Origin of the sequence: Enterobacter sp. 50793107 (assembly GCF_001463365.1) — a bacterium.
GTDB lineage: Bacteria > Pseudomonadota > Gammaproteobacteria > Enterobacterales > Enterobacteriaceae > Enterobacter > Enterobacter cloacae.
In genome coordinates this window covers 1-6,773 of record NZ_LNII01000048.1, presented here as the reverse complement: position 1 = coordinate 6,773, position 6,773 = coordinate 1, and the positions used below count along the sequence as shown (strand labels likewise).

The 6,773-nt window shown below is 54.6% G+C and carries 8 protein-coding genes; all 8 read right to left on the bottom strand.

Features of this window, described 5'->3' with window-relative positions:
- Positions 1-406: 406 nt before the first annotated feature.
- Positions 407-1,776 (bottom strand): IS3 family transposase gene (locus tag APU11_RS27650; RefSeq protein ID WP_087654045.1). Its coding sequence is split into 2 segments (ribosomal slippage): positions 407-1,287 and positions 1,287-1,776, totalling 1,371 coding nucleotides; the frame shifts between segments, so codons are not numbered across the junction.
- Positions 1,777-1,997: 221 nt separating this feature from the next.
- Positions 1,998-2,222: a hypothetical protein gene (locus APU11_RS06260; RefSeq protein ID WP_013087160.1), complete on the bottom strand. Its 225-nt coding sequence runs from the start codon at positions 2,220-2,222 to the stop codon at positions 1,998-2,000.
- Entirely contained in the window at positions 2,219-2,449 is a 231-nt protein-coding gene (locus APU11_RS06255; RefSeq protein ID WP_013087159.1) for a hypothetical protein, read from the bottom strand. Before APU11_RS06255 ends, APU11_RS06260 begins: the two co-directional genes overlap by 4 nt.
- The gene (locus APU11_RS06250; protein WP_013087158.1) at positions 2,446-3,177 is read right to left on the bottom strand and encodes a plasmid SOS inhibition protein A; all 732 of its coding nucleotides are present in this window, start codon (positions 3,175-3,177) and stop codon (positions 2,446-2,448) included. Before APU11_RS06250 ends, APU11_RS06255 begins: the two co-directional genes overlap by 4 nt.
- Entirely contained in the window at positions 3,174-3,608 is a 435-nt protein-coding gene (gene psiB, locus APU11_RS06245) for a conjugation system SOS inhibitor PsiB (protein ID WP_032669078.1), read from the bottom strand. The genes APU11_RS06250 and psiB overlap by 4 nt, the downstream gene beginning before the upstream one ends.
- A 37-nt stretch (positions 3,609-3,645) precedes the next feature.
- The gene (locus APU11_RS06240; protein ID WP_013087156.1) at positions 3,646-5,658 is read right to left on the bottom strand and encodes a ParB N-terminal domain-containing protein; all 2,013 of its coding nucleotides are present in this window, start codon (positions 5,656-5,658) and stop codon (positions 3,646-3,648) included.
- 67 nt (positions 5,659-5,725) lie between these two features.
- The gene (locus APU11_RS06235; protein WP_013087155.1) at positions 5,726-6,091 is read right to left on the bottom strand and encodes a hypothetical protein; all 366 of its coding nucleotides are present in this window, start codon (positions 6,089-6,091) and stop codon (positions 5,726-5,728) included.
- A 43-nt stretch (positions 6,092-6,134) separates the two neighbouring features.
- Positions 6,135-6,407 (bottom strand): hypothetical protein, encoded by a 273-nt coding sequence (locus tag APU11_RS06230; protein ID WP_013087154.1) that lies wholly within the window; start codon positions 6,405-6,407, stop codon positions 6,135-6,137.
- Positions 6,408-6,773 lie beyond the last annotated feature (366 nt).

The following is a 6,773-nucleotide window of genomic DNA, read 5'->3' as shown; positions in this document are numbered from 1 at the left end:
GCCCGCACTCCACGCTGAATTATCAGACACCGTCTGAATTTGCAGCGGGCTGGAGAAAGGGTCATTCTGAGAATGAAGATTCCGACGTTACTAACTGAGTGTTGTATCTAATCGTGGGGGCAGGTCAACGATACCCAAACGGGTTTCATCGGAGAGGTATTTGAAGAGTTGTAGGGTAGTTAGTTTCATCAGTACTCCTTCTCATTTGGTAACAGGATACGCTCTGGGAATTTAAAATCAATAACACATGTGGAAAATCAGATGTATTGATGGCCGGTGACGCAATGGTCACGAATACCAGACGCTTTCTTTAACTCAATTAGCCTTAAACGCAAGAACTCAGAGCATACAAATCACTCATATTTAAACGCTTTCTTTAAAGCTGCATCAACTAAAAATCGGCTGATTAAATGCGCAATGGATGGAATTTCAGACGGTATTCAACTGGGCTGAGACCGTTAAATTTAAGGCTGATTCGCCGGGTGTTGTAGTACCGAATGTAATCCTCAATAGCATCCTTAAGTTCATCTATATCCTTAAATTTACCGAGGTAAAAGCATTCTGATTTTAAAGTCCCGAAAAAGCATTCTGCACAGGCGTTATCCAGGCAGTTACCTTTGCGGGACATACTTTGCGTGACGCCAAAATCGCGGAGCTGATACTGGTACCATCGATGACGGTACTGCCAGCCCTGATCTGAATGAAGAACTGGCTTGCTGTTTGGATCCATTCTGGCAAATGCCTTAATCAACATCTCATCAATCATCGGCATGGTTGGGCGTTCTGAAATACTGTAGGAAATAACTTCGTTATTGAAGAGGTCGATGATGGGAGAAAGATAGAGTTTCCGGCCATTTACAGCGAATTCAGTGACATCGGTGACCCATTTTTCATTGGGCCGGCTGGCTTTGAAGTTTCGTTGCAGGATATTGTCAGCAGCGCGCCCATGTTCACCCCGCCATGAACTGTAACGCTTAACTCTTATCGCAGCTTTGAGACGAAGCACATTCATCAGACGTTGAACCACTTTGTGGTTCAACGCTCCTCCCTCTCTTCTGAGCGCCAGTGCTATCCGCCGATAACCATAGCGGCCCTGGTTCTCATCATAGATCTCTTTGATTCTGCATTTCACTTCATCGTATTTTCCCGGAGAGCGGAGTGCTTTCAGGTGATAGTAAAACGTACTCCTGGGTATCTGAGCTATCTGCAAAAGCTGCTCGAACGAATAGTGCTGCCTCAGTTCGTCGATAATTCTGACCTTATCCCTTATCGAACTAAGGCTTTCAACTTTTTTAAATAAAGTATCCGTAATTCCAGGCGGCGGACTTTTTGTTCAAGTTCCTGAATACGTTTATCTTTCGAACGCTCCAGTGCTGCCTCAAGCGCAACAGGATCATCAATCATATGAAGTGCCCTTTTTTTGCCAATACGGAGAGAACGAAGCCCTTCCTCTCCATGTTCGCTGAAGACCTTCATCCACTTCCCAACAGAGGCCGAACCCGCGACGTTAAATTTCGCTGCAGCCTGCGTCTGGGAAATCTGCCCCGTCAGTACAGCCTTTACGGCTTCGACTCTGATATCGGGAGCGATTGATACGCCCTTATCCCTGGGCTTCAGACCTTCTTCTCCATAAGCATCATAGGCTGCAACCCATATTCTTACCTGGGTTCTGGGAACGTTAAAGCGAGCTGAAGTTAAACGATAGCCTTCATCGGTAGCGAAATAGTGCATAACCACTTCGAGGCGCTGTTGAAAGGTGTACTTACGTCTGGACATGGGACTCTCCAATTTGAGAGTCCAACTAAATGGGTGCAGTGCATGGGTTAATGAAAATTAACTACGGGGCTTTCTGCTTTCTGCCACACAACACGGCAACAAACCACCTTCACGTCATGAGGCAAAAAGCCTCAAGCGCCATCGCCATTATATCCCGTTGTCGATCATCTGCCCAGGAATAACAGGCTGAAAACTGTATAAATCCTCAACGTTTTTCAGCGTCATCCAGTTCCCGAATATCCCAGAGCCTCACGAATTTCAGCGGCTCGCTGTTCGCTTCCGGCGGCCACGCCGGCGTTATAGACAAGGCTGATCATCGACTGCACTGTTTCCCAGTCATCCCGCTCCAGCCGGGCATCAAGACGGTACAGGATCTTCCCGCTTTCAGCATGCCGGAACACGGTACCCGTTTCTTTTTTGTCGAACCTTCGGCTGATAATGCTCAATATCCCTCCCGGTTATCCGTACCTTCTGACCACTCGCGGATCTGGTCTTCGAGCGCCTCAAGATGCCTGTCTATACTCTCAGCCAGCTGCTCGCTTTCGGTTTCCAGCCAGCCACTGAGTCCGTCCCACTCGCAGCTCATCTCTTTCAGCTTTGCCGACATGGTACGGAGCTTGTTACGCTGGCTGCGGGCGACTTTCAGCTCCGTCTTGCAGGGGTTATTTCTCATTCTGCCCCCTGCAGGTACCGCAACTTGTTCGGTACCTGCCAGCGCTCAGCAGTACGGACAGATTCCGGAGTCTCCCGCACGATAAACGGGATTTCGTACATCACTGCATACAGTGGCTCACCGCTGATGCGAAGCCAGTCAAGTTCCTTCAGCGACGTGAACCGCGACTGCCAGCGCCAGAACGGTCCGGCAAGCTCTGCCGCGTCAAACTCGTCGCTCCACCGGGTGTACCAGGTGCAGACGGTTTCCGGTGACTGAAAATTCAGGTCGATTTTCGCCTGCTCCAGCAGGTTCTGGCGCAGTTTCCAGCGCTGTTCGTACTCACGAGACTGGCGGCGCATCTGACGCGTGGTCTTAATGCCGGACCTGTGCAGTCGTCGACCCGTGCGGGTGTGCATGACCTCAGGAAACAGTTCGGCCTGTACGTCAATTGTGAGCGGCAGCGGGCAGGCTTCGCCACTGGTGGCGATCATCGTGTTAAGCGCCTCCTCGACCTGTTTCAGGTTCGAATGACGGTTATTTGGCACCCAGTGCAGACCAGGTATTTTATTGGCCACCGTGGCGTTGAGACGTCCGCTGCCCGTGAGAAGACGCAGAAAGGTACGCACATACGGCATGGCGGGCAGTCGTGCGCCGCGTTCGCGGGCAGACTCAACATGGCTGATAGCCTGTATTGCAGCCTGACGGGCTGGCTTCAGGGAAACGAGCGCGTGTGAGGACGGGATCATGCTGTCACCTCTCCGCTCATCAGGTTCACCACGGTGCGGGCAGTGCAGTTAAAGCGGCGCATACCTGCCAGCTGCGCGATCAGCGGGTTTATCCGGTCAGGCTGGAGCGTGTCGCTCTGGTAAAGGGTACACACCACTTCCCCGCCGGAGGAGAGCAGCACCAGAAGCCAGTACGGTGAGACTTCGCCGGAGCTGCACACGCACAGATGCCAGTCATCACTGCCGTCCGCGCTGAAGCGGCACTGGACGGGGAAGAAGCCGCCGAACTCGCTGCGGTATTCGGCGCAGACGCGCCATCCTTCTGGTGTGGACAGGAGGCCGGTCACGGTATCGCTGAGAGCGCGGCGCGCGTCCTCGCCCTGCTGACGGATAAACTCCAGGTCGGAGGCGGTCAGTTTGTTGATTTGGTTCAGGTCATATTGCATAGTCATGTCTGTTCCCGCCGCCCGAAGGCGGCGGCCTCCGGTATTAAGCAGCGTGGTCAGTGGTGTGAGCGTCGGTTTCGGTGGCTTCTTCAGCCTCAGCGGCTGGTGATGTGCGCACCATCCAGTCAGGCAGCCAGCCCTGAGCATTCAGATCCTGCTCGGCGGCCTTCGCCGCATCGCGGCGCTTGAGCTTCACAATCTCTCCAGCGCGGGCACTGAGTCCGGCTTCTTCGTAGGCTTTGCCAATCTGGGGGATGGTGAGCTTGCCGAAGTAGCTCTCAGCATCCGGCTGCCACCATTTGCGCAGGTCAAAGTCCAGCGCCGCTTCCAGCCCGTCCAGTTCGCTTTTCTGCGTATGGTTGTACATACGTTCCTGAATACCGTTGATACCGTGCGCTGCACAGAATCCCAGCAGGGTGTTCACCTGCTCCGCTGACCATGAAAGCAGCCAGGTGAAATCGAGATGCCAGTTTTCGGGCAGCGTTGCCTGAAGCGCCTCTTTCTGCGCTTTGAGCGCCGTCAGCGCCTTCCCTTCTTCACCGGATGGAGCCAGTGATGCAAGGTGATACTGATTCGAGGACACGGAGGCTTTCAGCGGTTCGCTGCGTTTACCGTAGCTGCGATCAAACATACTGAGGCACAGTGTCCACGTCAGGAGCGCCACCGATACGTCGGGACGACCCGCCAGTTCGGCCTGAACGGCGAGAGTCCGTTCGGCTGACATAGCTTTTACCAGCGTTGCCGGATAAGCGTCGGCGGGAATTTCAGGCGTGGTGTGTCTGATCACATTGCTTTCACGTTCCTGACGCGCCTGTTCTTCAGCTACCCGGTCTTCGTCGGTCAGCTTGCGGATACCAGGCTGAACCTGAAAATTGCTACCGTCCCATGACACCCAGATTCCGTGCGCGGCGCGAAATTCCGGCGTGGCTTCGCGGTACTGCGCCTCGCAGTAAATGTCATCGATATCCTGCTGAAGCTCGTATTCGTCATCGTAGCTTTCAGTGGCTTCCATTTGTTCTTCCAGCTCACTGACGCGCTTCTGTTCTTCTTCCGTCAGGACAGCTTTCGGCATCGCAAAACGGTACTGTTCACCGTCCTCACCGCTGGCACGCAGTTCCGTCATACGGAACTCAGCCCAGCCCCAGCCCTGCTCCTGCTTAACGCGAGCGGCGAGCACGGTGAGCTTGCCAGCCAGCAGAGATTTAACCAGCGCCGCATCGGCAAAGGTGCTGTCCTTGTCGCTGAACAGGTCGGCGGTCAGCGTACCGCCAGCGGCGGTATAGGCTTCCTCACCCACATACTCAAACATCGGGTGACTGATGGCCATCTTGTCGTCGGTCACCATTTTGCGCAGAGTCTGTACGGCAGGATCGCGCCACTGTTCAACAGCCTCTTTCCAGACCTGCTCCTGACGCTCATGGGTATCAGCAAGTGTCAGGACTTCACACTGTTCAAGGGAGATTTCATCCCGCGCCAGCGCATCCAGCAGGGAGGGGGCAAGATTCGCCAGCTTCAGGCAGCGCTGAACGTGGCGCGGGTGATAGCCCATCAGTGCGCCGATCTGAGAGGCCGTTTTACCTTCCTGCTGAAGGGTACGAAAACCGATAATCTGCTCGGCGGGATGCATGTTTTTACGTCGACCGTTCTCGATCATCGAGGCCGCCACAGCCATCTCAACGGGCAGGACTTTCACCGGAACAAACGGCGTGTCTGCATCGAGCACACCGCGCATCACCAGAATGCCTGTGCCTCTGCGACGACCTTCCCCGCCGACAATGCCGATCGTACCGTCCGGCAGTTCTGCACCGATCAGGTTCTGGAGGATGCCCATTGCCTGAATGCTGTCTGCCATCTCTTCCACTTCCTGATCGGTATGCGGAATGATGCGCGTGTTTAAGTCAGTGTGTGACAGGCGGGAGTACGGGAAGATTTGCACGGGCGTATCAGCGAGCAGCTGGACGAGCTTCTGCTCGGTAGACTGCGCGATTTTTTCCGCAGATTTTGTCTGACGGGTGGTCCTGGCTGGTTTTTTTGCCGTAGTATTGGTGGCGACCATGATTTTTACCTCTCAGTGATAGTTGTGGTTAGCCGTGGCCGGATTGCCCTCCGGTCACGGCACTCGGTTAACCGGTAATGCGTTTCGGGTGTGCTGCCAGTGCTGCAAAGGACGGATAGCCATCAAGAACCTGCATCATGACTTTTGCCCCTTCCAGCATCGCGTTATCCGTTACGCTGCCGCTGTTTTCACACACGTTGATCGTTGCCACGATCCCCGATTTCACATCTGAAAAACGCTCATACATGCGGTTGCTGAACAGGACACGTTTGCCTCCTGCCATCACTTGCCAGTTGTTGCAGTCGTTAAATCGGGTGTCCACGTTGTCAAACTCGACCACGTGGGTGTCGCTGGCCTGAATGCGCAGCAGCTTCACGATTTCAGTGCTCTGCCCGACCTTACGGGTCGCCGGACGGGTGTTAAGGTTCTGCATGTTTCCTCCTTCTCTGGGTTAAGGCCGGACATCCGGCCTCCGGTTAAAGCTGCACGTATTGCAGGTTGCGTTTCAGTTCAAAAAGAAAATCCGGTTCAAACGACCAGTCGCGCCAGTTAAGCGTTCCGTTGGTGCGGATCTCCACCTGAACGTCTCCGTATCGGGACACATCGGACAGGGTGACGGTGACACCCGCTTTCAGCGAAGTGGCCTGAGCCACCCACTCCCGTGCGACAGAAACAGGGTTTTGTTCTTCCCCCATCTTCCTGGAAGATTCGGGAGCGGCGGTTTTGACGTTGACGTTTCGTGTGTGCATCCTGGTTTTCTCCTGTGGTGATGGTTGTCCATCTCCCTGGTGAGTTCTCTCGCGGCAAAGGGCAAAGGAGCAACGGCGAAGGGAGGAAGGAAAGGGGCGGAGACTAAAGTTTTTGCGGCACGCAAAAAGTTTTGGCGGAGTGCATTTCACCCCTTGGATGACGACCCGACGGTGCTACGACAAGCCCTCCGCGTGAGGACGCACGGGGGATGGCTTCACCGGGGGAACAGGATGCACACACCCGACACGTCGGAACGGCGTGGCGCCATTAAAGCGACGGCATCAGCCGGCGCGGTGAAGGCGTTCCGGACGGCACGGCAGGAGAAGCCGCAGCTGTCCCTTATAAAAACGTGACCGGGCCGACGA

What these genes read in the sequence shown, in the direction of transcription:
- APU11_RS06255 (WP_013087159.1), bottom strand. Translation starts at nt 2,449, where the DNA reads ATGAGAAATAACCCCTGCAAGACGGAGCTGAAAGTCGCCCGCAGCCAG.
- APU11_RS06250 (WP_013087158.1), bottom strand. Translation starts at nt 3,177, where the DNA reads ATGATCCCGTCCTCACACGCGCTCGTTTCCCTGAAGCCAGCCCGTCAG.
- psiB (WP_032669078.1), bottom strand. Translation starts at nt 3,608, where the DNA reads ATGACTATGCAATATGACCTGAACCAAATCAACAAACTGACCGCCTCC.
- APU11_RS06240 (WP_013087156.1), bottom strand. Translation starts at nt 5,658, where the DNA reads ATGGTCGCCACCAATACTACGGCAAAAAAACCAGCCAGGACCACCCGT.
- APU11_RS06235 (WP_013087155.1), bottom strand. Translation starts at nt 6,091, where the DNA reads ATGCAGAACCTTAACACCCGTCCGGCGACCCGTAAGGTCGGGCAGAGC.
- APU11_RS06230 (WP_013087154.1), bottom strand. Translation starts at nt 6,407, where the DNA reads ATGCACACACGAAACGTCAACGTCAAAACCGCCGCTCCCGAATCTTCC.